Origin of the sequence: Streptomyces sp. NPDC012825 (assembly GCF_042900925.1) — a bacterium.
In the GTDB taxonomy this organism is placed as follows: Bacteria; Actinomycetota; Actinomycetes; order Streptomycetales; family Streptomycetaceae; genus Streptomyces.
Map to the genome: position 1 here is coordinate 212,214 of NZ_JBIBBZ010000002.1, position 24,515 is coordinate 236,728.

25 protein-coding genes are annotated in these 24,515 nt (G+C 72.7%); 6 read left to right on the plus strand and 19 right to left on the minus strand.

The genetic code is table 11. The annotated features are described in order from the left end of the window. The first annotated feature begins 41 nt into the window (after window positions 1-41). A complete protein-coding gene (locus ACFY7E_RS06570; protein WP_389481484.1) occupies window positions 42-1,412 on the plus strand; it encodes an FAD-dependent oxidoreductase in 1,371 nt (456 codons plus the stop codon). Between the two features lie 82 nt (window positions 1,413-1,494). Here ACFY7E_RS06570 and ACFY7E_RS06575 read toward each other — a convergent pair whose 3' ends face one another. From ACFY7E_RS06575 to leuA, 3 genes are all read right to left on the minus strand, one after another. Then, window positions 1,495-2,187 (minus strand): TerB family tellurite resistance protein, encoded by a 693-nt coding sequence (locus ACFY7E_RS06575; RefSeq protein WP_389481486.1) that lies wholly within the window; start codon window positions 2,185-2,187, stop codon window positions 1,495-1,497. Window positions 2,188-2,352: 165 nt separating this feature from the next. Continuing rightward, on the minus strand, window positions 2,353-3,696 hold the full coding sequence (locus ACFY7E_RS06580) for a choice-of-anchor A family protein (protein ID WP_389481488.1): 1,344 nt from the start codon (window positions 3,694-3,696) through the stop codon (window positions 2,353-2,355). A gap of 239 nt (window positions 3,697-3,935) precedes the next feature. Then, window positions 3,936-5,699 (minus strand): 2-isopropylmalate synthase, encoded by a 1,764-nt coding sequence (leuA, locus tag ACFY7E_RS06585; protein ID WP_389481490.1) that lies wholly within the window; start codon window positions 5,697-5,699, stop codon window positions 3,936-3,938. 297 nt (window positions 5,700-5,996) lie between these two features. Here leuA and ACFY7E_RS06590 point away from each other — a divergent pair, with 297 nt between their 5' ends. Further along, window positions 5,997-7,049, plus strand: a complete 1,053-nt coding sequence (locus tag ACFY7E_RS06590) for a M4 family metallopeptidase (RefSeq protein WP_389481492.1) — start codon at window positions 5,997-5,999, stop codon at window positions 7,047-7,049. A gap of 20 nt (window positions 7,050-7,069) precedes the next feature. After that, window positions 7,070-7,336, plus strand: a complete 267-nt coding sequence (locus ACFY7E_RS06595; protein ID WP_389481494.1) for a protealysin inhibitor emfourin — start codon at window positions 7,070-7,072, stop codon at window positions 7,334-7,336. Between the two features lie 13 nt (window positions 7,337-7,349). On the opposite strand, the gene era is transcribed toward ACFY7E_RS06595, so the two are convergent. From era to ACFY7E_RS06655, 12 genes are all read right to left on the minus strand, one after another. Further along, on the minus strand, window positions 7,350-8,300 hold the full coding sequence (gene era / locus ACFY7E_RS06600) for a GTPase Era (protein WP_383438361.1): 951 nt from the start codon (window positions 8,298-8,300) through the stop codon (window positions 7,350-7,352). A gap of 60 nt (window positions 8,301-8,360) precedes the next feature. Then, a complete protein-coding gene (locus ACFY7E_RS06605) occupies window positions 8,361-8,723 on the minus strand; it encodes a cytidine deaminase (protein ID WP_383438359.1) in 363 nt (120 codons plus the stop codon). A 37-nt stretch (window positions 8,724-8,760) separates the two neighbouring features. Continuing rightward, window positions 8,761-9,114: an MmcQ/YjbR family DNA-binding protein gene (locus ACFY7E_RS06610; protein WP_389481497.1), complete on the minus strand. Its 354-nt coding sequence runs from the start codon at window positions 9,112-9,114 to the stop codon at window positions 8,761-8,763. Next, window positions 9,111-10,415 carry a hemolysin family protein gene (locus ACFY7E_RS06615; RefSeq protein ID WP_383438353.1) on the minus strand — a complete coding sequence of 435 codons (1,305 nt, stop codon included), beginning with the start codon at window positions 10,413-10,415 and terminating at the stop codon, window positions 9,111-9,113. Before ACFY7E_RS06615 ends, ACFY7E_RS06610 begins: the two co-directional genes overlap by 4 nt. A gap of 5 nt (window positions 10,416-10,420) precedes the next feature. Continuing rightward, a complete protein-coding gene (gene ybeY / locus ACFY7E_RS06620; protein WP_389481500.1) occupies window positions 10,421-10,918 on the minus strand; it encodes an rRNA maturation RNase YbeY in 498 nt (165 codons plus the stop codon). 13 nt (window positions 10,919-10,931) lie between these two features. After that, window positions 10,932-11,978, minus strand: a complete 1,047-nt coding sequence (locus ACFY7E_RS06625) for a PhoH family protein (RefSeq protein ID WP_389481502.1) — start codon at window positions 11,976-11,978, stop codon at window positions 10,932-10,934. A gap of 152 nt (window positions 11,979-12,130) precedes the next feature. Further along, entirely contained in the window at window positions 12,131-13,249 is a 1,119-nt protein-coding gene (locus ACFY7E_RS06630) for a carbohydrate kinase family protein (RefSeq protein ID WP_389481504.1), read from the minus strand. Between the two features lie 118 nt (window positions 13,250-13,367). Then, window positions 13,368-14,372: an adenosine deaminase gene (locus ACFY7E_RS06635; RefSeq protein WP_389482200.1), complete on the minus strand. Its 1,005-nt coding sequence runs from the start codon at window positions 14,370-14,372 to the stop codon at window positions 13,368-13,370. Window positions 14,373-14,374: 2 nt separating this feature from the next. Further along, window positions 14,375-15,280, minus strand: a complete 906-nt coding sequence (locus ACFY7E_RS06640; RefSeq protein ID WP_389481506.1) for a ribonuclease Z — start codon at window positions 15,278-15,280, stop codon at window positions 14,375-14,377. A gap of 3 nt (window positions 15,281-15,283) precedes the next feature. Next, window positions 15,284-15,643, minus strand: coding sequence for a histidine triad nucleotide-binding protein (locus tag ACFY7E_RS06645; RefSeq protein WP_383438344.1), 360 nt, complete (start codon window positions 15,641-15,643; stop codon window positions 15,284-15,286). 104 nt (window positions 15,644-15,747) lie between these two features. Beyond that, window positions 15,748-16,863 carry a tetratricopeptide repeat protein gene (locus ACFY7E_RS06650; RefSeq protein ID WP_389481508.1) on the minus strand — a complete coding sequence of 372 codons (1,116 nt, stop codon included), beginning with the start codon at window positions 16,861-16,863 and terminating at the stop codon, window positions 15,748-15,750. Beyond that, window positions 16,860-18,197 carry an ATP-binding protein gene (locus ACFY7E_RS06655; protein WP_389481511.1) on the minus strand — a complete coding sequence of 446 codons (1,338 nt, stop codon included), beginning with the start codon at window positions 18,195-18,197 and terminating at the stop codon, window positions 16,860-16,862. The genes ACFY7E_RS06650 and ACFY7E_RS06655 overlap by 4 nt, the downstream gene beginning before the upstream one ends. Before the next feature lie 87 nt (window positions 18,198-18,284). On the opposite strand from ACFY7E_RS06655, the gene ACFY7E_RS06660 reads away from it, so the two are divergent. Further along, on the plus strand, window positions 18,285-18,659 hold the full coding sequence (locus tag ACFY7E_RS06660) for a hypothetical protein (RefSeq protein WP_389481514.1): 375 nt from the start codon (window positions 18,285-18,287) through the stop codon (window positions 18,657-18,659). Here the strand turns inward: ACFY7E_RS06660 and ACFY7E_RS06665 are convergent. The 4 genes from ACFY7E_RS06665 to hrcA form a co-directional block, all read right to left on the minus strand. Further along, window positions 18,656-19,399: a 16S rRNA (uracil(1498)-N(3))-methyltransferase gene (locus tag ACFY7E_RS06665; RefSeq protein ID WP_389481517.1), complete on the minus strand. Its 744-nt coding sequence runs from the start codon at window positions 19,397-19,399 to the stop codon at window positions 18,656-18,658. The two genes, ACFY7E_RS06660 and ACFY7E_RS06665, sit on opposite strands and share 4 nt — an antisense overlap. After that, entirely contained in the window at window positions 19,396-20,478 is a 1,083-nt protein-coding gene (locus ACFY7E_RS06670; protein ID WP_389481519.1) for a nitronate monooxygenase, read from the minus strand. Before ACFY7E_RS06670 ends, ACFY7E_RS06665 begins: the two co-directional genes overlap by 4 nt. Before the next feature lie 183 nt (window positions 20,479-20,661). Beyond that, on the minus strand, window positions 20,662-21,798 hold the full coding sequence (dnaJ, locus tag ACFY7E_RS06675) for a molecular chaperone DnaJ (protein ID WP_389481521.1): 1,137 nt from the start codon (window positions 21,796-21,798) through the stop codon (window positions 20,662-20,664). Beyond that, a complete protein-coding gene (hrcA, locus tag ACFY7E_RS06680) occupies window positions 21,799-22,818 on the minus strand; it encodes a heat-inducible transcriptional repressor HrcA (RefSeq protein WP_383444732.1) in 1,020 nt (339 codons plus the stop codon). It abuts the gene before it with no gap. Between the two features lie 147 nt (window positions 22,819-22,965). On the opposite strand from hrcA, the gene ACFY7E_RS06685 reads away from it, so the two are divergent. Both ACFY7E_RS06685 and ACFY7E_RS06690 read left to right on the plus strand, forming a co-directional pair. Further along, complete coding sequence (locus ACFY7E_RS06685) at window positions 22,966-23,694, plus strand: MBL fold metallo-hydrolase (protein WP_383444729.1); 729 nt, start codon at window positions 22,966-22,968, stop codon at window positions 23,692-23,694. 10 nt (window positions 23,695-23,704) lie between these two features. Continuing rightward, window positions 23,705-24,505, plus strand: a complete 801-nt coding sequence (locus tag ACFY7E_RS06690; RefSeq protein ID WP_389481524.1) for a DUF3097 domain-containing protein — start codon at window positions 23,705-23,707, stop codon at window positions 24,503-24,505. Window positions 24,506-24,515 lie beyond the last annotated feature (10 nt).

A 24,515-nucleotide genomic window follows, 5' to 3' on the forward strand; every position in this document is an offset into this window, starting at 1 on the left:
CGGCGGCTCCGCCGCCATGTCGCTGCGAAGGGAACCCAGTCATGCCCCGCCCCCTCCGGGTCGCGATCGTCGGCGCCGGCCCCGCCGGAATCTACGCCGCCGATGCGCTGCTGAAGTCCGAGGCCGCCGCCGAGCCGGGCGTGTCGATCGACATCTTCGAGCGGATGCCGGCGCCCTTCGGCCTCATCCGCTACGGCGTCGCCCCCGACCACCCGCGCATCAAGGGCATCATCACCGCGCTCCACCAGGTCCTCGACAAGCCGCAGGTCCGCCTGTTCGGCAACGTCGACTACGGCACCGACGTGCACCTGGACGACCTGCGCTCCTTCTACGACGCCGTGGTCTTCTCGACCGGCGCCATGGCGGACCGCGAGCTGAGGATCCCCGGCGTGGAGCTGGACGGCTGCCTCGGCGCCGCCGACTTCGCCTCCTGGTACGACGGCCACCCGGACGTCCCGCGCACCTGGGACCTGTCGGCCGAGAAGGTCGCCGTCCTCGGCGTCGGCAACGTGGCCCTCGACATCGCCCGCATCCTGGCGAAGACGGCGGACGAGCTGCTGCCGACCGAGATCCCGGCCAACGTCTACGAGGGCCTGAAGGCCAACAAGGCCCTGGAAGTCCACGTCTTCGGCCGTCGCGGCCCGGCGCAGGCGAAGTTCAGCCCCATGGAGCTGCGCGAGCTGGACCACTCCCCCACCATCGAGGTCATCGTCAACCCCGAGGACATCGACTACGACGAGGGCTCGATCGCGGACCGCCGCAAGAACAAGCAGACCGACATGGTCGCGAAGACCCTGGAGAACTGGGCGATCCGCGACGTCGGCGAGCGCCCGCACAAGCTCTTCCTGCACTTCTTCGAGTCCCCGGTCGAGGTCCTCGGCGAGGACGGCAAGGTCGTCGGCCTGCGCACCGAGCGCACCGAGCTGGACGGCACGGGCAACGTCAAGGGCACCGGGAAGACCACCGACTGGGACGTCCAGGCCGTCTACCGCGCGGTCGGCTACCTCTCGGACGAGCTGCCCAAGCTCCCGTGGGACGCCGTCAGCGGCACCGTCCCGGACCGGGGCGGACGGGTCGTCCAGGAGAACGGCGAGCACCTGGCGTCGACCTACGTCACCGGCTGGATCCGGCGCGGCCCGGTCGGCCTCATCGGCCACACCAAGGGTGACGCCAACGAGACCGTGGCGAACCTCCTGGACGACTTCGCGAACGGGCGCCTGCTCGACCCGGCCGCCCCGGAGACGGACGCGGTCGTGGCCTTCCTGGAGGGCAGGGGCGTCACGTACACGACGTGGGAGGGCTGGTACGCCCTCGACGCCGCAGAGAAGGCGCTCGGCGAGCCGCAGGGCCGCGAGCGCGTGAAGATCGTGGAGCGCGAGGACATGCTGCGCGCGAGCGGCGCGATCGAGTAGTCGTCGCTCCGGTACGTCGACCGCGAGGGCCCGGAGGGGATCCGGGTCCTCGCGGAGTCGTTTCCCCCGGCCGCTCCCGGCCTCAGGAGACGGTCCGCGCGGAGGTGAGCAGCCGGACGGTGTCGTCCGGGGGCAGCGAGAGCGCGGTGCCGACGGTGCCGAGGACCTCCATCTCGGCCGGGCTGTACGGGCCGTCGGCGAGGGCGATCCGGGCGGCCTGGACGAGGATCGACTCCCGGCCGGAGGAAGCCAGGTGCGGGGAGAGCGGCTCCAGGGCCTCGTGGAGCTCGATCGCGAGGAGCGTGCCCTCCGGGTTCACCTCGGGCATGAAGCGCCCCGTGTCGGCCTCCAGGGCCTCGACGAGGTCGACGAGCTGGACGGCCGTGCACTCCGCGAAACCGGCGGACCGGACCGCGCTGACGGCCCGGTCCAGGACGGCGCGGGAGTCGGTGCCGCCGGCCGCGAGGACGGCCAGGGCGACGGTGTGCACGCCGTCCCGCAGCATCGCGGAGAAACGGCTGGTCGTCGGGCGGTCGAGCACCTCCGTACCGAAGTGCGTGTGACAGGCCGCGCACTCGACGACGGGGCCCGTACAGCCCCGGGGCAGGACGGGGACGCCCAGGACGGCGAACCTGCGGCGGCCGGTGCGCCGCCGGTAGTTGCGGTCGCCCCCGCACTCCTCGCAGAAGAACTCGCCGTCCCCCACGGTGTTCCAGGAGGTGCGGATCCCGCAGATGCCCACTTTCCCACCACGTGAATTCCGGGCAGACCGCATACGCACCTCCTCGACGCCCCGGCAGCACTGCCGGCGTGGGCGTGATGTTAGCCACATCCTTGATGTGGCGTCAGCACCCCGTCGTCAGATCACCGTGGAGATGGCCGAGACACGTCACCGTTCGAAAGACTTCGCGAAGACTTCACGAAGGCCCCGGGGAGGGCCTCAGGAGGCGCGGCGGCGGCGCTTCGCGAAGGCCAGGAGGCCTCCGCCGGCGAGGACGGCGGCGGCCGCGGCGCCGATGACGCCGGGTCCGACGGACGAACCGGTCGTCGCGAGATCACCCTCCGGAGTGGCGGACGGAGCCGGGGTGGTGGGGGTCTCCTCCGGGGTGCCGGCAGGTGCGGTGGTGGACGGCGTCCCCGAGGGGGTGGCGGGGGCGGTGGTGGACGGCGTCTCCGCGGGGGTGCCCGGGGTCGTCGCGGGGGCCGTGGGGGTGGTGGTGGCCGTCGGGGTGGGGACGGGGGTCTCGGTCGGCTTCGGGGGCTCGGGGGTGACGACCGGGCCGGGGGTGGTCCCGCCCGGCAGGCAGCCGGTGAAGTTCATCCGGTGGGTCTCGGCGCCGGGGACGGTCGTCAGGGACTCGGCGACGACGGAGCCGTTGACGTGGCCGGGGCCGTAGCCCGCGCCCCCCATGGAGACGGCGGCGTTGGGGGCGAGGATCGTGCCGGGCCAGGAGGAGTAGTTCTTCTTGACGGTCTCGGCCTGCGGGAAGTTCCACAGCAGCCGGGAGCGGACCTGCTTGAAGGCGTCGCTGCCCGAGTCGTAGTCGTCCTGCACGAAGCCGTCGGCCTTCTCGTCCCAGATCCACACGCCGTACGTCGGCTTGGCGTGCATGTCGTACGAGCCGCCGAGCACGTTGACGAGGGTGGAGGAGCCGGCCGGGACCTTGAGCGATATCGCGCCGGCCTTCTCCAGGTCGGAGGCGCTCACGGCGAAGACGTTCAGCTTCGCGTCGGTGCCGGTGAGGAAGACGCCCTGTCCGCTCGGGTCGGCGGAGACCTCGCCGTTGGGCTCGACGCCCGCCCAGCCGGCGGAGAGCCTGCGCAGCTCCGTGAACTCCTTGCCGAAGTCGACCGGGGAGGCGCCGGTCTTCACCTTGTCGCCGTCGACGCCGAAGCCCTGGCCGGGGGTGGAGCGGTCGACGACCTCGCCCGCGACGCCGGTGCCCTTGTCGAGGACGACGTTGTTGGCGTACAGGGTGCCGCCGACGACGACGCTGTGGCCGCCGGGCAGCTTCGCGAGGTCGGCGGCGGTCAGGCGGCTGCCGACGGAGAAGCCCGAGGGCTTCGCCGGGTCGCCGAAGTACGCGTCGCCGCCGACCGCGACCGCGCCCTCGGAGTCCGAGTGGCGCACGGAGTCCTTCTCGACGAACTCGGCGTACAGGCCCGCCGTGCCGAGCGGGTTCGTCACGCACTCCCCGGCGGTGGCGGCGGAAGCGGCGGGGGCCCAGCCGAGGGCGGCGCCGGTCACGGCGAGAACGGTGGCCACGGCAGAGGTCGTGCGCATGCGAAACTCCAGGTCGGGGAGGGGTGGAGGGGCATGTGGGGGGTGTCCGTGGGGGGGATGCGCCGACCATCCGCCATTCGACGATCTTCCGTCAACCCACCTCATACGACCTGGTTTCCGGCATCGCGGGACGATCTTCCTTAACTGAGGATAAAACCGTGACGCGGCTCACATTTCAGTACGGACACGACACTGCCCCGCACCCTCCGGAGGGTGCGGGGCAGCGGTGTCGGGGCAGGTCAGCGGGCGGAGCGGTTGACCGCCGAGATGACCGCCTTCAGGGAGGCGCGGGTCGTGTTGGCGTCGATGCCGATGCCCCACAGGACCTTGCCGTCGATGGCGCACTCGATGTACGAGGCGGCCTGCGCGGAGGCGCCCTCGCTCATCGTGTGCTCCTGGTAGTCCAGCAGGCGGGCGTCGACGCCGACGGCCTGCAGCGCGGCGAAGAAGGCCGAGATCGGACCGTTGCCGGAGCCGGTCAGGACGGTGTCGACGCCGTCCACGACCGCCTCGACGGTCAGGGTGTCCGTGCCGTCCGTGTCGGAGGTGGTCTGGCCGGAGCGCAGCTGGATGCGACCCCAGGCGTTGTCCGGGTTGGGCAGGTACTCGTCCTGGAAGACGGCCCAGATCGCGGCCGGCGTGACCTCGCCGCCCTCGCTGTCGGTCTTCTGCTGGATGATCCGCGAGAACTCGATCTGCATCCGGCGGGGCAGGTCCAGCTTGTGGTCGTTCTTCAGGACGTACGCGATGCCGCCCTTGCCGGACTGCGAGTTGACCCGGATGACGGCCTCGTAGGAGCGGCCGACGTCCTTGGGGTCGATCGGCAGGTACGGGACGGCCCACTCGATGTCGTCCACGGTCTTGCCCCGGGCGGCCGCGTCGGCCTCCATGGCGTCGAAGCCCTTCTTGATGGCGTCCTGGTGGGAGCCGGAGAAGGCGGTGTAGACCAGGTCGCCCGCGTAGGGGTGGCGCGGGTGGACCTCCATCTGGTTGCAGTACTCGCTGGTGCGGCGGATCTCGTCGATCTGCGAGAAGTCGATCTGCGGGTCGACGCCCTGGCTGAACAGGTTCATGCCCAGGGTCACCAGGTCGACGTTGCCGGTGCGCTCGCCCTGGCCGAACAGGCAGCCCTCGACGCGGTCGGCGCCGGCCATGACGGCCAGCTCGGCCGCCGCCACGGCGGTGCCGCGGTCGTTGTGCGGGTGGGCGGACAGGCAGACGTACGCGCGGCGGGTCAGGTTCCGGGACATCCACTCGAACCGGTCCGCGTGCGTGGACGGCGTCGAACGCTCCACGGTGGCGGGCAGGTTGAGGATGATCTCGCGGCCCGGGCCCGGCTGCCAGACGTCGCAGACGGCCTCGCAGACCTCCAGGGCGAAGTCCAGCTCGGTGTCGGTGAAGATCTCGGGGCTGTACTGGTAGCCGAAGGTCGTCTCCGGGCCCAGCAGCTTCTCCGCGTACTCCATCACCAGGCGCGTGCCGTCCACGGCGATCTGCTTGATGTCCTCCTTCGAACCGCGGAAGACGACCCGGCGGAAGGTGGGCGCGGTGGCGTTGTACAGGTGGACGGTGGCCCGCTTCGCTCCGACCAGGGACTCCACGGTCCGCTCGATCAGGTCCTCGCGGGCCTGGGTCAGGACGGAGATGGTGACGTCGTCCGGGATCGCGCCCTCTTCGATGATGGAGCGCACGAAGGCGAAGTCGGTCTCGCCGGAGGACGGGAAGCCGACCTCGATCTCCTTGTAGCCCATGCGTACGAGCAGGTCGAACATCTCGCGCTTGCGGGCCGGGGACATCGGGTCGATCAGGGCCTGGTTGCCGTCGCGCAGGTCGGTGGACAGCCAGCGGGGGGCCTGGGTGATGCGCCGGTCGGGCCAGGTGCGGTCGGGGATCCCGACGGCCTCGTACCGGCCGTACTTGTGGATCGGCATCCCGGACGGCTTCTGCAGCGGGGCCTCGTTGGTGACGGGCGTGGGGCGGCCGATGAACGGGGACTGCGACATTGCGTGGGGCTCCTCGGGTCCAGCTGGGAGAAGGACGGCCGACTGTCGAACGCAACACCAGGTCCCGCGGGGAGGGGGTCGGCCTACGACTACAGGCCCTCGCCGCGGCAGCTAAGGAGAAGCAGCCCGAAACGCATGATGTGCCGCAGCTTAGCCCAGGGACGGTACGAGCGGACGTCCCGTTCCAGTATGCGGGACACGCGCGGAATCAAACTCGAACAGTGACGGATCACTCCATTTCGCCAATCCTTCGCCTCTCCCGGTGACAGCACGATCACGCCCTGTCACATTGCTGGAATGAGCGCACACACGCCTGTCTTCTGTTCGATCGTCCCGCCGCACCTCCTGGAGCACCTGGCGCGGTCCTCCGACGCCGCCGTGGCGGCCACCGCCCGCCGCACCCTGGCCGCGGACGCCTCGGCCCGCTCCGCCCGGGTGCTGTCGCGGCCGGCCCCGCCCCCGACGGCCGCCTCCCGCGCCGCCGCCATGCCGCACCGCACCGTCCACGACTGCCGGCACGGCACCGACCTGCCGGGCGCGAAGGTCCGCGACGAGGGCGGGGAGGCGACCGGCGACGCCTCCGTGAACCGCGCGTACGCGGGCCTCGGCGCCACCTTCGACCTCTTCCTGAACGCCTTCGGGCGCGACTCGATCGACGGCTCCGGACTGCCGCTGACCGCCTCCGTCCACTACGACCGGGACTACGCCAACGCCTTCTGGAACGGCGAGCAGATGGTGTTCGGGGACGGCGACGACGAGATCTTCCTCGACTTCACCCTGCCCGTGGACGTCATCGGCCACGAACTGGCCCACGGCTTCACCCAGTACACGGCGAACCTGGAGTACTTCAGCCAGTCCGGCGCCCTCAACGAGTCGGTCTCGGACGTCTTCGGCTCCCTCGTGAAGCAGTACGCCCTCGGGCAGAGCGCCGAGGAGGCGGACTGGCTCATCGGCGAGGGCCTCTTCCACCCGGACGTGCGGGGCAGGGCGCTGCGCTCCATGAAGGCCCCGGGCACGGCGTACGACGACGACGTCCTCGGCAAGGACCCGCAGCCCGCACACATGGACGACTACGTCCGCACGAGCGGCGACAACGGCGGGGTGCACATCAACTCCGGCATCCCCAACCACGCCTTCTACCTGGCGGCGACCGAGCTGGGCGGCAACGCCTGGGAGCGGGCCGGGCGGATCTGGTACGACGTGATGACCGGCGGCGCCCTCACCCCGGAGACCCGCTTCGCCGAGTTCGCGGCGGCGACGGCGAAGGCCGCGAAGGACCGGTACGGCGACGGGGCGGAGATCCAGGCCGTCCTCAAGTCCTGGGCCGCCGTGGGCGTGCCGGTGGACTGAGCCGGGGTAGAGGAACGCTCATGCGGATTCGAGTGCGGCGCACGGGCGGTTTCGCGGGCATCGAGCGGTCGGCGGAGGTGGACACGGCGGACCGCCCCGACGCCGGGGAGTGGGCCGTCCTGACAGAAGCGGTCCTCGCGGCCGACGGGGGCGGTGACGGCTCCCGCGTCCCGGACGGCTTCTCGTACGAGATCACCGTCGACGGCCGCACGGTCCGCTGCGGCGACCCGAACCTGACGGAAGCACAGAGGACCCTCGTCACGAGGGTCCTCGAGGAAGGCGCGTGACTGCTCACGGCCTTCAGAAGCCGAGCTTCCTGAGCTGCTTGGGGTCCCGCTGCCAGTCCTTCGCGACCTTCACGTGGAGGTCGAGGAAGACCGGGGTGCCGAGGAGGGCCTCGATGTGCTTGCGGGACTTCATGCCGACCTCCTTCAGGCGGCTGCCCTTGGGGCCGATGATGATGCCCTTCTGGCTGGGACGCTCGATGTACACGTTGGCGTGGATGTCGAGCAGCGGCCGGTCCGCCGGGCGGTTCTCGCGGGGGATCATCTCCTCCACGACCACCGCGATGGAGTGCGGCAGCTCGTCCCGTACGCCTTCGAGCGCGGCCTCGCGGATCAGCTCCGCGACCATGACCTGTTCGGGCTCGTCCGTGAGGTCGCCCTCCGGGTAGAGCGGCGGGGACTCGGGGAGCAGCGGGATCAGCAGGTCCGCGACGAGCTGGACCTGCTTGCCGCCGACGGCCGAGACGGGGACGATCTGCTGCCACTCGAAGCCCAGCTCCTTGCCGAGCTGGTCGACGGCGATGAGCTGCTCGGCGAGCGTCTTGGAGTCGACCAGGTCGGTCTTGGTGACGATCGCGACCTTGGGCGTCTTCCTGATCTCCGCCAGTTCCTTGGCGATGAAGCGGTCGCCGGGGCCGAGCTTCTGGTCGGCGGGCAGGCAGAAGCCGATCACGTCGACCTCGGCCCAGGTGGTGCGCACGACGTCGTTGAGCCGCTCGCCCAGGAGGGTGCGCGGCTTGTGGAGGCCGGGGGTGTCGACCAGGATCAGCTGCGCGTCGGGGCGGTGCACGATGCCCCGGACGGTGTGCCGGGTGGTCTGCGGCCGGTTCGAGGTGATGGCCACCTTCTGGCCGACCAGAGCGTTCGTGAGGGTGGACTTGCCCGCGTTGGGGCGGCCGACGAAGCAGGCGAAGCCGGCCCGGTGGACGGCTTCGGTTTCTTGGTTGCGAGCGCTCATGGGGGCCATTGTCCCCGATGAGCGCCCGCGCCACGCACCCAGTGGGTGCGGAGGGGCCGGCGGCGCGCCTCAGCCGGCCGTGACGGCCTGCCGCAGGCGCCCGTCCGGGCCCGCGAGCAGGACCGGGGTCTCCGGGCCGCCCAGGTCCCGCACGGCCGCGCGGTCCTCGTCCGAGGGCGCCTCGGCGGTGGTCACGACGGCCGCCGCCTCCAGGGACTCGGCACCGCTGGCCACCGCCATCGCGACGGCGGTCCGCAGGGCGCTCAGCCGGAGCGAGTCGAGGGCCACGGTCCCGGCCACGTAGGTCCGGCCGGTCTCGTCGCGGACGGCCGCGCCCTCGGCCACGCCGTTGCGGGCCCGCGCGCTCCGCGCGAGGGTGATGATCTTGAGGTCCTCGGCGCCGAGGTCGCCGTGCTCGCTGCTGAGTGTCATGGACCGAGCATAGGTCGGGCCCCGGCCCGGCCCCGGGTCAGGGGCGGTCGAGACGGAGCCGTACCGCCTTCGGCAGGCCGGCGACGACGAGGTCGTACGAGTCCTCGACCAGCTCCCGGACCGTGGGGGCCGGGAGCTCGCCGACGGTCACGGTGTTCCAGTGCCGCTTGTTCATGTGGTACCCGGGGGCGATCGCCGGGTGCTCCTCGCGGAGCCGCACGGCCTCGTCCGGGTCGCACTTGAGGTTGACCTTCAGCGGCTCGGAGTCGAGCGCCGAGAGCGCGAACAGCTTCCCGGCCACCTTGAAGACGGAGGTCTCCGGGCCGAAGGGGAACTCCTCCGTCGCGTCGCCGAACTCCAGACAGAGGGCGCGCAGCTCGTCGGGGGTCACTCGGACTCCTTCTCCGCCCCGACCGGCTCCACCGGCTCCACGAGCACCGTGACGATCTTGTTCCGGCGGCCGGCCGGGGACTCGGCGGTCAGCCGCAGCGAGCGCCCGTCGGGCAGCTCCACGACGGACTTCGCGCCCGGGATGGGGACGCGGCCGAGGGCCTTGGCGAGCAGGCCGCCGACGGTCTCCACGTCCTCGTCGTCGTACTCGTCGGGGCCCAGGCCGTAGAGCTCGCCGAGGTCGCCGATGTCGAGGCGGGCGGTGACCCGGTACCGGTCCTCGCCGAGCTCCCGGACGGGCGGCAGCTCCCGGTCGTACTCGTCGGTGATCTCGCCGACGATCTCCTCCAGGATGTCCTCGATGGTGACGATGCCGGCCGTGCCGCCGTACTCGTCGACGACGACGGCCACGTGGTTGCGCTCCCGCTGCATCTCGCGCAGCAGGTCGCCGGCGTTCTTGGTGTCGGGCACGAAGGCGGCGGGCCGCATCGCGGTCGACACCAGGTCGGACTCCGACTCCCGGTTGACGTGGGTCCGGCGGGCCAGGTCCTTCAGGTACACGATGCCGACGATGTCGTCCTCGTTCTCGCCGGTGACCGGGATCCGGGAGAAGCCGGAGCGCAGCGCGAGGGTGAGGGCCTGGCGGACGGTCTTGTACCGCTCGATGCAGATCAGGTCGGTGCGGGGCACCATCACCTCGCGCACCAGGGTGTCGCCCAGCTCGAAGACGGAGTGCACCATGCGGCGCTCGTCGTCCTCGATCAGCGACTCCTGCTCGGCGAGGTCGACCAGGGCCCGCAGCTCGGCCTCGGAGGCGAAGGGGCCCTTGCGGAAGCCCTTGCCGGGGGTGAGCGCGTTGCCGATGAGGATCAGGAGCTGCGGGATCGGGCCCATGATCCTGGCCAGCGGCACCAGGACGTACGCGGCGGCCGTCGCCGTGTTCAGCGGGTGCTGGCGGCCGATGGTGCGCGGCGAGACGCCGACGGCCACGTACGAGACGAGGACCATGACGGCGATGGCGACGAGGAGCGCCTCCCAGGTCTCCGGGAAGGCCTCCAGGCAGGCGTACGTGACGAGGACGCCGGCCGCCATCTCGCAGGCGACGCGGACCAGCAGCGCCACGTTGAGGTAGCGGGTCGGGTCGGAGGCGACCCGGGCGAGCTTCTCGGCCCCGCGCCGCCCGGACCGCACGGCCTCGGCGGCGCGGAAGGCGGAGATCCGGGCGAGACCGGCCTCGGCGCAGGCGGCGAGCCAGGCCACGACGACCAGGGCGACCGCCCCGAGGATCAGCGAAACGTCCATCGGGGTCAGGAGACGGTCGGCGCCGGGGAGGGGCCGGTCAGGCCCTTCTCCGCGCGCCAGCCGTCGACGATCGCCGCCTGGAGGCCGAACATCTCGGCCTTCTCGTCGGGCTCCTCGTGGTCGTACCCGAGGAGGTGCAGCACTCCGTGGACGGTGAGGAGCTGGAGCTCCTCGTCCATGGAGTGCTGCGTCGGCGCGTCCTTGCCCTGCTGGGTGGCCACCTCGGGGCAGAGCACGATGTCGCCGAGGAGTCCCTGCGGGGGCTCCGCTTCGTCCTTCGCCGGCGGACGCAGCTCGTCCATCGGGAAGGACATGACGTCCGTGGGGCCGGGCAGGTCCATCCACTGGATGTGGAGCTGCTCCATCGCCTCCGCGTCCACGACGATCACCGAGAGCTCGGAGAGGGGGTGGATGCGCATGCGCGCGAGCGCGTAGCGGGCGATGTCGAGGATCGACTGCTCGTCGACCTCGGTGCCGGACTCGTTGTTGACGTCGATCGACATGGCGGTTCTGTGACTACTTCCCGTTGCGGCCGTTGCGGCTGTCGTACTGCTCGTACGCGTCGACGATACGGCCGACGAGCTTGTGCCGGACGACATCCTGCGACGTGAGCGTGGAGAAGTGGACGTCCTGGACCCCGTCGAGGATGTCGCGGACCTGCCGCAGACCGCTCTTCGTCCCGTTCGGCAGGTCGACCTGGGTGATGTCACCGGTGATGACGATCTTCGAGTCGAAGCCGAGGCGGGTGAGGAACATCTTCATCTGCTCGGGGTTCGTGTTCTGCGCCTCGTCCAGGATGATGAACGCGTCATTAAGGGTGCGACCCCTCATGTACGCCAGGGGCGCGACCTCGATCGTCCCGCTCGCCATGAGCTTGGGGATCGAGTCCGGGTCGAGCATGTCGTGCAGGGCGTCGTAGAGCGGGCGCAGGTACGGGTCGATCTTCTCGTAGAGCGTGCCCGGCAGGAAGCCGAGCCGCTCGCCCGCCTCGACGGCGGGTCTGGTCAGGATGATCCGGTTGACCTGCTTGGACTGCAGGGCCTGGACCGCCTTGGCCATGGCGAGGTAGGTCTTGCCGGTGCCCGCGGGGCCGATGCCGAAGACGATCGTGTGCTTGTCGATGGCGTCGACGTACCGCTTCTGGTTGAGCGTCTTGGGGCGGATCGTGCGTCCCCGGCTGGAGAGGATGTTCTGCGTGAGCACCTCGGCGGGGGTCTCCTCGCCGCCCTCCGCCGATCCGTCCCCGCTCGCCCTGAGCATGGCGATCGAGCGTTCCACTGCGTCCTCCGTCATCGGCTGACCGGTGCGGAGCACCAGCATCATCTCGTCGAACAGGCGCTGGATCAGGGCGACTTCCGCCGCGTCGCCGACCACGCTGACCTGGTTGCCCCGGACGTGGATGTCGGTGTCCGGGAAGGAGCGCTCGATCACACGGAGCAGGGCGTCCCCGGAGCCGAGGAGGCTCACCATCGGATGCTTGGCGGGGACGGTGAAGTGGGCGCGGGCCTGTCCGTGCGCCCCGTCGTGGGGCGCTCCGTCGTGGGCTGTGGGTGTGTGAGTCATGGGCCGGCACTGTGGCCTGCACATACCTCCCGTCGCAGGGTTCTCGCTGCTCGACAACCTCTCGGCCCCCAAGCCTACGACCTGGTACCGACAAGGCCTAAGGGGTTTGCGGAGGGTCGTTCGAGTGGCGTGCCTTCCTTCGAGGGCGCGGTCTACGAGGCGGCCGCGCGGAAGCCGATCGTCGGGACCGCCCGGCGCAGCGGCCAGGGGCGGCCGGGGGCGGGCAGGAGGCGCTCCAGGAAGGCGTAGCGGCCGCGCAGGGCCTCGGGGTCCTGCCGGGCGTCGCCCTGGGCCCGCTGCCACCAGGCGGCGATCTCGTCCCAGGTGGGGGCGGAGAGGGAGCCGCCGAACTCCTGGACGGAGAGGGCGGCGGTGAGCCCGGCGAAGGCGAGCCGGTCGGCGAGGGGCCAGTCGGCGAGGGTGCCGGTGACGAAACCGGCCACGAAGACGTCCCCGGCGCCGGTCGGGTCGAGGGCGGAGACCTGGATGGCCGGGACCTCGGCGGTCTCGCCGGTGGCGCCGTCGACGGCGTAGGCGCCCTCGGCGCCGAGGGTGACCACCGCGTAGCGGACCTTGTCGGCGAGGGCGCGGGCGGCGGCCCGGGGGCAGTCGGTGCGGGTGTAGCGCATCGCCTCGGCGGCGTTGGGCAGGAACGCCTCGCAGTGCTCCAGGTCGGGGAGGGCCGCCAGGTCCCAGCGGCCGGTGTCGTCCCAGCCGACGTCGGCGAAGACCTTGGCCCCGGCGCGGGCGGCCTGAGCGACCCACTCCTCGGGGCGGCCGGGGGCCAGGGAGGCGACGGCCGCGCGCGCGTGCGGCGGGCAGGCGGGCAGGGCGCCGTCGGACGGCGGGGCCTCGTGGCCGTGGGAGACCATCGTGCGCTCGCCCTCGTAGGCCATGGAGACGGTGACCGGGGAGTGCCAGCCGGGGACCGTGCGGGAGAAGGAGAGGTCGATGCCCTCGCCCTGCTCCAGGGCGTCCCAGCAGTACTCGCCGTAGTGGTCGTCGCCGAAGGCGGCGGCGAGGGAGGTGTGCAGGCCGAGGCGGGCGAGGGCGGTGGCCATGTTGGCGACGCCGCCGGGGCTGGAGCCCATGCCGCGGGCCCAGGACTCGGTGCCGCGGACGGGGGCGCTGTCGAGGCCGGTGAAGATGATGTCCAGGAAGACCGTGCCGGTCAGGAAGACGTCGCAGGCGGGGTCGGTGGGCTCGCGCAGGCGCTCCAGCGGGTCGACCCCGGCGTCGTGGTGCGGCTGCTCTCCCCTGGCTGTGGTCACGGCGGACTCCCCGGTCGCGGTGCGGATCCGCCCAGTGTGCCCGATGGGGGGTGGGAGGTGGCTGGGACTCACGGGGAGGAACGCCTGCGGCGGGCTTTCTTCCCCCACCCCGCCCCGCCTACGCCCCGCCACCCCCGAACTCGTACGCCTCCACCTCCGCCAGATACCGCTCCCTCCGCTCCTCCTCGTCCTCGAGGAACGACGCCCTGAAGGAGTTCCGGGCCAGCTCCCGGAGCTGGTCCTCCGTGAGGCCGAGCGCGTCGCGGACGCCGTCGTAGTTGTCGCCCGCGTAGCCCCCGAAGTAGGCGGGGTCGTCGGAGTTGACGGTGACGAGGAGGCCCGCCGACATCATCGCGCGGAGCGGATGGTCGGCGAGGGTGTCGATGACGCGGAGGCGGACGTTCGACAGGGGGCAGAGGGTGAGCGGGACCCGCTCGCGGGCGAGGCGGGCGACGAGGTCGGGGTCGTCCATGCAGCGCAGGCCGTGGTCGATCCGCTCGACGCCGAGGACGTCGAGCGCCTCGCGGACGTACGCCGCGGGACCCTCCTCGCCCGCGTGGGCGACGCGTCGCAGGCCGAGCCGGGCGGCCTCCTCGTACACCTCGCGGAACTTGGCAGGCGGGTGGCCGACCTCGGCCGAGTCGAGGCCGACGCCGGTGATGCGGTCCAGGTACGGCTTCGCGGCCTCCAGGGTGGCGAGGGCCGACTCGGCGGACTCGTCGCGCAGGAAGCACATGATGAGCCGGGTGGAGATCCCGTACCGTTCCTCGGCGCGGTCGAGGGAGGCGGTCAGGCCCTCGATCACGGTGCCGATCGGGACGCCGCGGGCGGTGTGCGCCTGCGGGTCGAAGAAGATCTCGGCGTGCCGGACGCCCTGGGCCGCGGCCCGCTCCAGATAGGCGTCGGCGAGTTCGGTGAAGTCCCCGGCGGTGCGCAGGACCGCCATCAGGCCGTAGTACAGGTCCAGGAAGGACTGGAGGTCGCTGAAGCGGTACGCCTCGCGCAGGGCTTCGGTGTCCGCGTACGGCAGGGTGACGCCGTTGCGCGCGGCGAGCGCGAAGGCCAGCTCGGGTTCGAGGGTGCCTTCGATGTGGAGGTGCAGTTCTGCCTTCGGTACGGGCATGTTCACGTTCGTTTCGGTACGGGGACCCGCATGAGGTCCTGGGCAATGCTCAGCTCGCCGTCGAACCCGGCCGTCCGCGCCTGCCGTTCGAACGCGGCGGGATCGTGGTAGCGCTGCGAGAAGTGGGTGAGGACCAGGTGCCGCACGCCCGCGTCCCGGGCGACCGCGGCGGCCTGTCCGGCCGTCAGGTGGCCGTGGTCGGTGGCGAGGCGGACGTCCTCGTCGAGGAAGGTCGACTCGATGACGAGCATGTCGGCGCCCTCGGCGAGGACGTGCACGCCGTCGCAGAGCCGGGTGTCCATGACGAAGGCGAAGCGCTGCCCGCGCCGGACCTCGCTGACCTCGTCGAGGGTGACGCCGTTCAGGACGCCGTCGCGCTGGATCCGGCCCACGTCGGGCCCCTGGATGCCGTGCGCGGCGAGCCGCTCGGGCAGGATGCGGCGCCCGTCGGGCTCGACGAGCCGGTAGCCGTACGACTCGACCGGGTGCGAGAGCCGGTGCGCCTCCAGGGTGTAGGCGTCGGTGACGGCGAGCGGTCCGTCGGCGGTGACGGGCGCCTCGACCAGTTCCACGGTCTCGCGGTAGGCCGTGGCGTACCGCAGCCGCTCGAAGAAGCGCTGTCCGCTCGCCGGGTAGTGGGCGGTGACCGGGTGCGGGACCTGGTCGAGGTTGATCCGCTGGATCACCCCGGCCAGACCGAGCGAGTGGTCGCCGTGGAAGTGCGTGACGCAGATCCGGTCGAGGTCGTGCGCGGCGACTCCGGCCCGGAGCATCTGGCGCTGGGTGCCCTCGCCTGGGTCGAACATGATGCCCCCGCCGTCCCAGCGCAGCAGGTAGCCGTTGTGGTTGCGGTGCCGGGTCGGGACCTGGCTCGCGGTCCCGAGGACGACCAGTTCGCGTACGGACACGGCTTATCCGGGGGGCCAGTTGAGGCCGCGGCCGCCCAGCACGTGCGCGTGGACGTGGAAGACGGTCTGGCCCGCGCCCGCGCCGGTGTTGAGGACGACCCGGTAGCCGGTGCCGTCGGTCTTCTCCTGAGCGGCGACCTCGCCGGCCTCGCGCAGCAGGTCGGCGGCGACGTCCGGCGCGCCGGCCGCGAGGGAGGCGGCGTCCGGATAGTGGAGGCGGGGGATCACCAGGACGTGGGTGGGCGCCTGCGGGTTGATGTCGCGGAACGCGACGGTCGTCTCCGTCTCGCGCACGATCGTCGCGGGCACCTCCCCCGACACGATCTTGCAGAACAGACAGTCGCCCTGCGGCTCTCCGGCCATGCTCCGGGCCTCCTCGCCTCCGTAGATCAGTACAGGCGCATGCTATCGGCCACCGACGACGGTCCCTTTCCTCCGGCCCGGCCGGTGCTTCTCCTCCGGCCCGGTCAGTCCTTCGGCGCGCGCCGGTTCAGGAACGAGCGGCTCACCCAGTACGTGATGACCACGCCCCAGAACAGCGGCGCCCCGAGCCCGCCGACCACGCCCGCGTCGAGGGACCACAGGGCCGTCGTCGCCACCGAGTGGAGCCCGAGCAGCCCCACGGCCGTCGCCATGGCGATCACCGGCCGGCAGCCGCGCGCCACGAGCAGCAGCGGGCGGCGCAGCCGGGGCGGCAACCGGCGGCCCATCCACAGCACCCAGCCGCCCCAGGCGCCGACGAGGATCGCCGTGCCGATCAGGAACTGGACGACCGCGCCGGTCCCGGTCCCGCCGGTGCGGACGGCGGCGGTGGCGTACACGGAGGCGATGAAGCCGATCAGGGCGACCCAGCGGGCCCCGGCGACGGTGTTCCAGGCCATGGCCTCCAGGTTGTAGCGGGCCTTGCGGTCCTGGAGGTCGAGCGCGGCGGAGGCGACGAACCCCTCGGCGGCCTGCGTCCACGCCCCGCGCCGGAACCAGCGGCGCCGCAGCCGGAGCAGCGAGAGGTTGTTGTGGGCCTCGCTGCTCTGCGGGTTGAGGCGCAGCGTCGTCTCGTACGCCCGCTGCGCGGTGGCGTGGTCGCCCCGGCGCTGGGCGGTGAGGCCGACCAGGAAGTGGGCCGCGTCCTCCTCGGGCGCGAGGTGCACGGCGGTCCGGGCCGCCTCGTACGCCTCGACGGTACGCGCGGGCGTGCGGGCGTGTTCGCCGTGCTCCGCGAGGGCGGTGCCGAGCGCGTAGTGGGCGCCCCAGTACTGCGGGGCGAGCGCGACGGCGTGCCGGGCGGTGGACTCGGCCTCCTGGTACCGCTTCTGGGAGAGGAGGATCTGGACCCGCATCAGCCAGGCGCCGAGCAGTTCGGGCTCGGCGCGCAGCGCCCGGTCCACGGCGGCCAGGGCGGCGGGGTGGGCGTCGCCCCGGTGGTGGCAGCGGGCGAGCAGGACGAGGGCCTCGGCGTCCTCCGGGTCGGTCGCCAGGTGCTGGGCGGCGAGCGTCCCGGCCTGCTCGTACCGTCCGGCCTCGTACAGCGCCTCGGCGCGCCGCAGCGCGGTGCCGTGGGCGCCCCGGGCCTCCGCCCCGCTCACAGCTTGCGCTTCCGCTTGAGGTGGGCGAGCAGGTCGTCGTAGAGGCCGCCCTCGTTGGCGAACATGGCGACGTTCCGGGCGGCGGCGAACCACGGCTCCGTGGACGGCTTGATCTGCTTGGCCGCGCCGAGCAGGTCCTTGGTGGTGATCAGGCGTACGGAGCCGCTGCGGGCGGAGTCGAGGAGCGCGGCCTCGGCGGCCGTCTCGCAGACGTGGGCGAGGTCGGCGCCGGAGAAGTCCTCGGTGGCCTTGACGAGCTTGCCGAGGTCGACGGCCTCGATGGGCCGCTCGCGCAGGTGGTAGCGGAGGATCGCCTCGCGCGCGGCGGCGTCGGGCGGCAGCACGAGCAGGGTGCGGTCGAGGCGGCCGGGGCGGCGCAGGGCGATGTCCACGTCCCAGGGGACGTTGGTGGCGGCGAGGACGAAGACGCCCTCGTTCCCGGCGCCGCTCGCGATGCCGTCGAGTTCGGTGAGGAGCTGGTTGACGACGTTGCGCAGCCCGCTGTGGTGGGTGCGGGAGCGTTTGGCGCCGAGGGCGTCCAGCTCGTCGAGGAAGACGACGCAGGGGGCCTGGCGGCGGGCGGTCTCGAAGATGTCGTGGATGTTCTTCTCGGAGGCGCCGATCCACATGTCGAGGACGTCGGAGAGCGAGACGGTGAGGAAGCTCGCGCCGAGTTCGCCCGCGACGGCCCGCGCGATGAAGGTCTTGCCGCAGCCGGGCGGGCCGTAGAGGAGCAGGCCGCCGCGCAGCGACTTGCCGTACAGCCTGCGCAGTTCGGGGTTGCGCATGGGGGCGAGGAAGGCGGCCTCCAGGCGGTCCTTGACCTCGTCCATGCCGCCGACGTCGGCGAGGCGGACGGAGCCGGGGGCGTCGACGTCCCAGGCGGCCGCGTCCCCGGCGGTCCCGTCGCCGTCGGCGGCCTGCGGGTCCTCCAGGAAGCGGGGCCCGACGAGGTCCTGGACCTGCTGCTCGGCGGCGTCCCAGTCGAAGGAGGGGGCGGAACCGCTCGGGGCGGGCTCGTCCGGGGCGGGGGTTTCCGTGACGGCCGGGGCCTCCGCCGGTTCCGGAGCCGGGGCCGGTTCCGGGGCCGGGGCGGGGCGCTCCGCGACGGTCGGTGCGGGAGCCGCGGGCAGCCCCATCGCGCGGACCATCAGGGCGCGGGCGGCCGCGTCCCCGGGCGCGTGCTGGAGGGCGACGGCCGCCTCGGCGACGGCCTCGTCGTTGCGTCCCTCCGCGAGGAGGAGTTCGGCGAAGTGGAGGCGCAGGGGTACGTCACCGGGGGCGGCGGCCACGGCGGCGCGGAGACTGCGGATCAGGGGGGACTCGTCGGCCATGCGGCCACCCTAAGGAGCCTCCCGGGGGTGTCGTCCACCGGGTTCGCCCCGGACCTCCCCGCGGACGCCCTCCGTACACTGCGCCGCATGAGACGGGACGGGGCGCTGCGCAGGCTGACGGTGGACGACGGCACGGTCTGGCTCTGGAACGTCCGGCACCGGCACCCCGACTGCCGGACCGTGCTGACCCTGCGCCGCGCCGAGCGCCCGCACGCCCTGCTCCGGCTGGTCTTCCGGGAGGCGCCGGGCCGCGCGGTGGCCGGCTTCACGACGGGCCGGCACGAGGTGCTCGCCGCCGGGGGCGGTTGGCTCAACCTCGACGAGCCCGGGGTCGTCCGCCGGTTCCTCGACACGGCGGTCGCCCGCGGCCTCGTCCCCACCGCGAACGGGACGCGGGAGGAGGACGGCCGGCCGCTCCTCGACGCGCTGACGGCCGACGCGTCCAGCCTCTCGAAGTCCTAGCTCCAGCGGCCCGTCCGCCCCAGGACCAGGGCCGTCGCCGCCGTGCCCGCCGTGGAGGTGCGCAGCACGCTGCGGCCCAGCCGGTACGGCTTCGCCCCGGCCGCCCCGAAGGCGGTCAGCTCCTCCGGGGAGACCCCGCCCTCGGGTCCGACGACCAGGACGACCGACCCCTTCGCGGGGAGGTCGGCGGTGGCGAGCGCGCCGCTGGGGTGGTCGCGGTCCTCGTGCAGGACGGCCGCGAAGTCGGCGTCGGCGAGGAGGGCGGCGACCTGCTTGGTCGTCATGAGGTCCGCGACCTCGGGGAAGCGGGCGCGGCGCGACTGCTTGCCGGCCTCGCGCGCGGTGGACCGCCACTTGGCGAGCGCCTTGAGGCCCCGGTCGCCCTTCCACTGGGTGATGCAGCGGGAGGCGGCCCACGGGACGATCGCGTCCACGCCGGTCTCCGTCATGGTCTCGACGGCCAGCTCGCCCCGGTCGCCCTTGGGGAGCGCCTGGACGACGGTGATCCGGGGCTCCTCCTCCGGGTCCTCGTGGACCTCGGCGACCCGTACGGTCAGCCGGTCCTTGCCCTCGGCGGCGAGCACCTCGCAGGCGGCCCAGCGGCCCCGGCCGTCGGCGAGGACCAGCTCCTCGCCCTCCCGCAGCCGCTTCACGGAGACGGCGTGCCGCCCCTCGGGACCGTCCAGGAGGAAGTTCCCGGCGCCGGGGACGACGTCGACGACGAAGACGGGTGCGGTCACGGGGTGCTCCTGGGGGCCAGTTCCGAGAGGGCGGTGTCGAGTTCGGCGGCGAGGACCCCGACCAGTTCCCCGGCGGGGAGTTCGCGGGCGAGGCGGTGGCCCTGGCCGGCCCAGAGGGCCATGCCCTGGGCGTCGCCGGCGGTGGCGGCGGCCTTGCGCAGCGGGGCGGTGAGGTGGTGGACCTCGGGGTAGGCGGCGGGGGCGTACGGGCCGTGCTCGTGCGTGAAGCGGTTGACGAGGCCGCGCGCCGGGCGCCCGGAGAAGGCCCGGGTGAGGACGGTGCGGGTGAAGAGCGGGTCGGTCAGGGCCCGCTTGTGCAGCGGGTGGGCGCCCGACTCGGGGCAGGCGAGGAAGGCGGTGCCGAGCTGGGCGGCGTCGGCCCCGGCGGCGAGGACGGCGGCGATCTGGGCGCCGCGCATGATCCCGCCGGCGGCGACGAGCGGGAGGCGGACGCTCTCGCAGACCTGGGTGACGAGGGTGAGGAGGCCGGTGCCGGGCGTGCCGTCCTCGTCCGGGTCGTCGCGGTGGGTCCCCTGGTGCCCGCCGGCCTCGACGCCCTGGACGCAGACGGCGCCGGCCCCGGCGCGCTCGGCGGCGAGGGCCTCCTCGGCGGAGGTGACGGTGACGATCGTGTACGTGCCGGCGCGGGCGAAGGCGGCGAGGACCTCGGGCGCGGGGCAGCCGAAGGTGAAGGAGACGACGGGGACCGGGTCCTCCAGGAGGATGGCCAGCTTGGCGTCGTAGGCGTCGTCGCGGGAGTCGTCGGTCTCGCCGAGCGGGGTCCGGTACCAGTCGGCCTCCCCGGCGAGCTGGTGGCGGTAGACCTCGACGGCGGCCGGGTCGGCGGGCCGTCCGGTCTGCGGCATGAAGAGGTTGACGCCGAAGGGGCGGGCGGTGAGCCCGCGTACCCGCTTGACCTCCTGGTACAGCCCTCCGGCCGTCTTGTAGCCGCCGGCCAGGAAGCCGAGCGCCCCGGCCTCGCAGACGGCTCCGGCGAGCTCGGGACAGGAGGCGCCACCCGCCATGGGGGCCTGCACGATCGGGATCCGGGAGAGATCGTTCAGTGCGGTGGTGGACATATGGGCATCGTGTCATGCCGTGGGGAGGGGCGGGGAAAGGGGCGGTGTCCGTCCGCGGACACCGCCCCTTCCCGTACGCGCGAGCCGGGCCCACCGCCCGTTGAACGCGTCCTTCAGCCGCGAGAACAGCCCCTGCCGACCGGGCTGACCCCGGGGGCGCCCCCCGGACCCCCGGCAGAGCGCCTACCGCCCGTTGAACGCGTCCTTCAGCCGTGAGAACAGTCCCTGCTGACCGGGCTGGAACTGGCCGGTCGGCCGCTCCTCGCCGCGCAGCTTGGCCAGCTCGCGCAGGAGGCGCTCCTGCTCCGCGTCGAGCTTGCCCGGGGTCTGGACCTCGACGTGCACGATGAGGTCGCCGCGCCCGTTGCCGCGCAGGTGGGTGACGCCGCGCCCGTGGAGCGGGATCGACTGGCCGGACTGGGTGCCGGGCCGGATGTCGATCTCCTCGACGCCGTCGAGGGTCTGCAGCGGCACCTTGGTGCCGAGCGCGCCCGCCGTCATCGGGATCGTCACCGTGCAGTGCAGGTCGTCGCCGCGCCGCTGGAACATCTCGTGCGGGGTCTCGTGGATCTCGACGTACAGGTCGCCGGCGGGACCGCCGCCGGGGCCGACCTCGCCCTCGCCCGCGAGCTGGATGCGGGTGCCGTTGTCGACACCGGCCGGGATCTTGACCGTGAGGGTGCGGCGGGAGCGGACCCGCCCGTCGCCCGCGCACTCGGGGCACGGGGTCGGGACGACGGTGCCGAAGCCCTGGCACTGCGGGCAGGGCCGGGAGGTCATGACCTGGCCCAGGAAGGACCGGGTGACCTGGGAGACCTCGCCGCGGCCGCGGCACATGTCGCAGGTCTGCGCGGAGGTGCCGGGCGCGGCGCCCTCGCCGGAGCAGGTCGTGCAGACGACCGCCGTGTCGACCTGGATGTCCTTGGTGGTGCCGAAGGCCGCCTCGTCGAGGGTGATCTCCAGACGGATCATGGCGTCCTGGCCGCGGCGGGTGCGCGAACGGGGCCCGCGCTGCGCTGCGTTGCCGAAGAAGGCGTCCATGATGTCGGAGAAGTTGCCGAAGCCGCCCGCCCCGAAGCCGCCCGCGCCGCCTCCGCCGGAGGCCGAGAGCGGGTCGCCGCCGAGGTCGTAGACCTGCTTCTTCTGCGGGTCCGAGAGGACCTCGTAGGCGGCGTTGATCTCCTTGAAGCGTTCCTGCGTCTTCGGATCGGGATTGACGTCCGGGTGCAGCTCGCGCGCGAGCCTCCGGAACGCCTTCTTGATCTCGTCCTGGGACGCGTCGCGGCGCACGCCGAGTACGGCGTAGTAGTCCGTGGCCACTTACGACTCCGCCAGGATCTGTCCGACGTAACGTGCCACTGCGCGTACCGCTCCCATCGTTCCGGGGTAGTCCATGCGGGTCGGTCCGACCACGCCGAGTTTGGCGACTGCCTCGCCGCCCGAACCGTAGCCGACCGAGACGACGGACGTGGAGCTCAGCCCCTCGTGGGCGTTCTCGTGCCCGATCCGTACGGTCATGCCCGATTCCTTGGCCTCGCCGAGCAGCTTGAGGAGCACGACCTGCTCCTCCAGAGCCTCCAGGACGGGCCTGATCATCAGGGGGAAGTCGTGTCCGAAGCGGGTGAGATTGGCGGTGCCGCCGATCATCAGCCGCTCCTCGTGCTCCTCCACGAGGGTTTCGAGGAGGGTCGCGAGCACGGTCGAGACCGTGGCGCGGTCCTCGGCCTCCTCGAAGGACTCGGGGAGGTCCTGCACCAGCTGCGGCACGTCGGCGAACCGGCGGCCGACGACCCGGCTGTTGAGCCGGGCCCGCAGGTCGGCGAGCGAGGTCTCGCCGAAGGGCGCGGGGCAGTCGATCACCCGCTGCTCGACCCGTCCCGTGTCCGTGATCAGGACGAGCATCAGGCGGGCCTGGGCCAGCGAGAGCAGTTCCACGTGCCGGACGGTGGAGCGGGTCAGCGAGGGGTACTGGACGACGGCGACCTGCCGGGTCAGCTGCGCGAGCAGCCGGACCGTGCGGCCGACGACGTCGTCCAGGTCGACCGCGCCGTCGAGGAAGTTGTGGATGGCCCGCCGCTCGGGCGTCGACAGCGGCTTGACCCCCGCGAGCCGGTCGACGAACAGCCGGTAGCCCTTGTCCGTCGGAATGCGGCCGGCGCTGGTGTGGGGCTGCGCGATGTAGCCCTCCTCCTCGAGCACGGCCATGTCGTTGCGCACGGTGGCGGGCGACACGCCGAGCTTGTGGCGCTCCGTGAGCGCCTTGGAGCCGACGGGCTCCTCCGTCCCGACATAGTCCTGGACGATGGCGCGCAGCACTTCGAGTCTGCGTTCGCTGAGCATCGTGCGCACCTCCAGCTGTCGTCGGTCGATCCGGTTGCTCCGCTTTTGGCACTCGCCCTGCCCGAGTGCCAGAGATCCCGGGCCAGTGTACGGCGGCACACGTCGCTCCTGGCAAGGAGGCGGCGCCCCACCGGTTAGCGTCACCGTATGGATGTCGACTGGGAAGCACGGGGATGGGAGCGGCTCGCGGACGGGGTGGGCCGGCGCCGGCTGCCCGGCTGGGACGCCACGGTGGGGCTCGTCGTGGGGGAACGGGCGGTGCTGCTGTACGACGCGGGGTCGTCCCTCGCGGAGGGTGCGGAGCTGCGGGCGGAGGTGGCGGAACTCACGGGCGGCCGGAGGGTGACGCACATCGCACTGGGCCATCCACACTTCGACCACGTGTTCGGCGCGGCGGCCTTCGCGGGCGCGGAGGTCTTCGGCGCGGTCGGCACGGAGGAGCTGCTCGCCCGGGAGCGGGACCGGGAGGCGCTGCGGGCGGACGCGGTGCGGCACGGCCTCGACCCGGCGGCGGCCGCGGAGGCGGCGGACGTCCTCGTGGCCCCCCGGCACGTGGTCTCCGGCGAGTGGACGCTCGACCTGGGCGGCCGGCAGGTGCTCCTGGCGAACGTCGGCCCCGGGCACACCGGCCACGACCTGGTGCTCCTGGTGCCCGGCCCGCCGGAGGTGGTCTTCTGCGGCGACCTGGTGGAGGAGTCGGGCGAGCCGCAGGCGGGCCCGGACGCGATCCCGTCCCGCTGGCCGGACGCCCTGGACCGGCTCCTGTCGCTCGGCGGCGGGGACGCGGTGTACGTGCCGGGGCACGGGGCGGTGGTGGACGCCGCGTTCGTACGACGCCAGCGCGAGGAACTGGCGACGCGCTTCTCCGTCGCATAACGTCGCCGGAATGCGCAGCTACCACCCGGATCTGACACCCCCTTGGAAGAAGTCGGCGCCCGTCCCGGAGGTCCCGGCCGACCGGGACCTCGTCGTGGAGGAGGTGGCGACGGGCTTCTGCGGGGCGGTGATCCGCTGCGAGGCGGGCACGGTGACCCTGGAGGACCGTTTCGGCAAGCACCGGGTCTTCCCGCTGGAACCGCGCGGCTTCCTCCTGGAGGGGAAGGTCGTGACCCTGGTCCGCCCCTCGGCGGCCCCGGCCCGCCCGACCCGTACGGCCTCCGGCTCGGTCGCGGTGCCCGGCGCACGCGCGCGCGTGGCGCGGGCGGGCCGGATCTACGTCGAGGGCCGCCACGACGCGGAGCTGGTCGAGCGGGTCTGGGGCGACGACCTGCGGATCGAGGGCGTGGTCGTGGAGTACCTGGAGGGCGTCGACGACCTGCCGTCGATCGTCGCGGAGTTCGGCCCGGCGCCCGACGCGCGCCTCGGCGTCCTGGTGGACCACCTGGTCCCGGGCTCGAAGGAGTCCCGGATCGCGGCGCAGGCGACCTCCCCGGACGTCCTGGTCGTCGGCCACCCGTACATCGACGTCTGGGAGGCCGTGAAGCCGTCCTCGCTCGGCATCCCGGCCTGGCCGAGGGTCCCGCGCGGCCAGGACTGGAAGACGGGCGTCTGCCGCGCCCTGGGCTGGCCGGAGAACACGGGCGCGGCCTGGCAGCACATCCTGTCGCGGGTGACGTCGTACAAGGACCTGGAGCCGGAGCTGCTGGGCCGGGTCGAGGAACTGATCGATTTCGTGACGGCGCCGTAGAGGGCCGTCG